At 62.3% G+C, this 2,471-nt stretch carries 3 protein-coding genes; 1 reads left to right on the forward strand and 2 read right to left on the reverse strand.

Going from position 1 to position 2,471, the window contains the following annotated elements; translation table 11 throughout:
* Nucleotides 1–648: PAS domain-containing protein (locus tag PFH44_RS26715; RefSeq protein WP_283826710.1), on the reverse strand; the 648-nt coding region annotated here is incomplete at its 3' end.
* A gap of 320 nt (nt 649–968) precedes the next feature.
* Between PFH44_RS26715 and PFH44_RS26720 the strand changes: the two genes are divergently transcribed.
* Nucleotides 969–1,499 (forward strand): flavodoxin, encoded by a 531-nt coding sequence (locus tag PFH44_RS26720; protein WP_045858160.1) that lies wholly within the window; start codon nt 969–971, stop codon nt 1,497–1,499.
* A 23-nt stretch (nt 1,500–1,522) separates the two neighbouring features.
* Here PFH44_RS26720 and nifM read toward each other — a convergent pair whose 3' ends face one another.
* Nucleotides 1,523–2,323, reverse strand: a complete 801-nt coding sequence (gene nifM / locus PFH44_RS26725; protein ID WP_283826711.1) for a nitrogen fixation protein NifM — start codon at nt 2,321–2,323, stop codon at nt 1,523–1,525.
* Between the last annotated feature and the right edge of the window lie 148 nt (nt 2,324–2,471).

Consider the following 2,471-nt stretch of genomic DNA (forward strand, 5'->3'; position numbering starts at 1 on the left):
GCGCACCGCCAGCGGCAGAATTTGCTCCGCGCCGGGCCCCATTTTGCGCGGCGAAACCTGCAGCTCGACCAGCAGCTCTTTACCGCCGCAGTCGGCGCAGAAGGTTTTGTAGGCGAGGTTATCCATCACCACCCGATCCTGCTCGTCGACCACCACCACGGCGGCGGGAATATTATTGAGCACGGCTTCCATCAGGGTCATGTGATTGCGCAGGCGCTGCTCGAGGGTGTAGCTGACGCTGATATCGCGCTGCATCGCCAGATAGTGCTCCAGCTCGCCCTGGGGATTGAGTACCGGCGTGATGTCGATATCCACCAGATAGAGCCCGCCGTCGCGGCGCTGATTGATCAGCTGGCCGCGCCAGGGCTGGCGCTGGAGCAGCGTTTGCCACATCTGCTGGTAAATTTCGCGCGGCGTCTGGCTGCTGGCCAGCAGCCGCGGGTTCTGGTTCAGCAGCTGCGCCAGCGAATAGCCGGTCTGGCGGCAAAACGCCGGATTGGCGTAAATGATATTGGCTCTGGCATCGGTCAGCGAAATGGCTACCGACGCCTGTTCTACCATGGTAAAAAACAGCCCCGGATGTTGTTGAGTCAGCGCGCCGGCAATCGCCTCCGGCACGGCGTTATCGAGCATCATATTCAGGGTCATCGCAAACTCCTGTGTCGCAGTTATGACAATTTGTCCGACACCGTGACGCCAACGCCGCGGTGCTATTCGCATCCTTATAACCATGCAAACCGTGCGCCCTTATCAAAGCGACCTGATGAAACATTGATCCGACAGCGGGAAATCGGGCTATTTTTGCGGTGTTGCGGCCCGGAAGGGCCCGCTGCGGGCGGAAGAAGGGCGAAGGGGCGATCGTTATGGGGCAGACCTGGGCCGCGATGGTGCAAATAAACCTGGCACAGCCTTCGCAATATCCCTGGCGACAACTGGTGTTTTAAACCCCTTCCCGACAGGAGCGTAACATGGCGAACATTGGCATTTTCTTTGGCACCGATACCGGCAAAACGCGCAAAATTGCGAAGCTGATCCACAAGCAGCTGGGCGACGTAGCGGATGCCCCGGTCAACATTAACCGCACGACGCTGGAGGAGTTTTTGGCCTATCCGGTGCTGCTGCTGGGTACGCCGACGCTGGGCGACGGGCAGCTGCCGGGCCTTGCGGCCGGATGCGAGAGCGAATCGTGGAGCGAATTTATCCCTGCCCTCGACGGCATCAGCCTGAGCGGTAAAACCGTGGCGCTGTTCGGTCTCGGCGATCAGCAGGGCTATCCGGACAACTTCGCCAGCGGAATGCGCCCGCTGTATGACGTCCTGAGCGGCTGCGGGGCGCAGATTATCGGCAGCTGGCCGAATGAGGGATATGAGTTCAGCGCCTCATCGGCGCTGGAAGGAGAGCGGTTTGTGGGACTGGTTCTCGACCAGGATAACCAGTTCGATCGCAGCGAAGAGCGCCTGAGCCGCTGGCTTGAGGAGATCAAACGCGTGGTGCTGTGAGTTTTCGCGGGTAGCCTCCAGGGTTACCCGCACAGCCCCGGCTGGCGTGAAATCATCTCCTGCAGCCACTGGCGCTGATGGCGCTGCTGGCTTTGCTGCCACAGATAATCGCGGGCGCTCTCCAGCGCCTGCTGCTGCGCCATCGGCACGGCGGGGCGAATCGCTTCGCACCAGAGCAGGTGCCATCCCAGCTCGCTGGCGACCGGCGGGCTCAGCGCATCCTCCGCGAGCGAAAACAGCGCCGTCTCCAGCTGCGGATAGAGCAATCCCCGGCTAATCCAGCCTAAGCGTCCGCCCTCCAGCGCGCTTGGGCACTGGGAATAGCGCTGCGCCAGCGGCGCAAACGCAGCGCGGGAGGCGCTGATTTGCTGATGCAGCCCGAGAATTTGCCGATGAACCGCCTCGAGGTCGCCATCGACCGTCAGCAGCAGGTGGCGGGTCAGGCGCTGCTCCGGGCGCATAAAATGCGCCTGATGGTGAAGATACCAGGCCTGCACCGTTGACGGGTCCGGCTGCGGCACCTGCTGCGCCTGTTCGGCAAAGGCGATCTCCAGGCGGGTGTGATGCAGCACGATGGCCTCGCGCTCCTCGGGGGTAAACTCACCTTCGCTAAGCCAGATCCCAAGCGATGCGGCCACGCTATCCCTCAGCTCTGGCGCAATATCGTGCGCCGGCGCCAGGGTAACGATAGCCAGCTCCATCTGACGCTGGCGCTGCCAGGCCTGCTCAAAGGCCTCGCTGTCGGCGGCGTTTAATGCCGCCGGTTCACTGTTCCAGCGGCTGCGCGCCAGGCGCTGGCGGCCAAACCGTTCCCATGCGTTCATGATTATCTCTCCTCGACGAGGCTGATGGCCCCAACCGGCACGGTAAACCAGCGGCCGCTAAAGTCGACGGTATAGCTGTCGCCGCGCTCGCCCCGATCGGTTGCCTCGATGCGCCCCTGTTGACCAACGTTAACCACCACCCCACCGT

It is taken from the genome of Klebsiella sp. Ech2A (assembly GCF_030078455.1).
GTDB classification, from domain to species: domain Bacteria; phylum Pseudomonadota; class Gammaproteobacteria; order Enterobacterales; family Enterobacteriaceae; genus Klebsiella; species Klebsiella terrigena.

Coding starts and splice junctions, on each gene's coding strand:
- PFH44_RS26720 (WP_045858160.1), top strand. CDS start 969: ATGGCGAACATTGGCATTTTCTTTGGCACCGATACCGGCAAAACGCGC.
- nifM (WP_283826711.1), bottom strand. CDS start 2,323: ATGAACGCATGGGAACGGTTTGGCCGCCAGCGCCTGGCGCGCAGCCGC.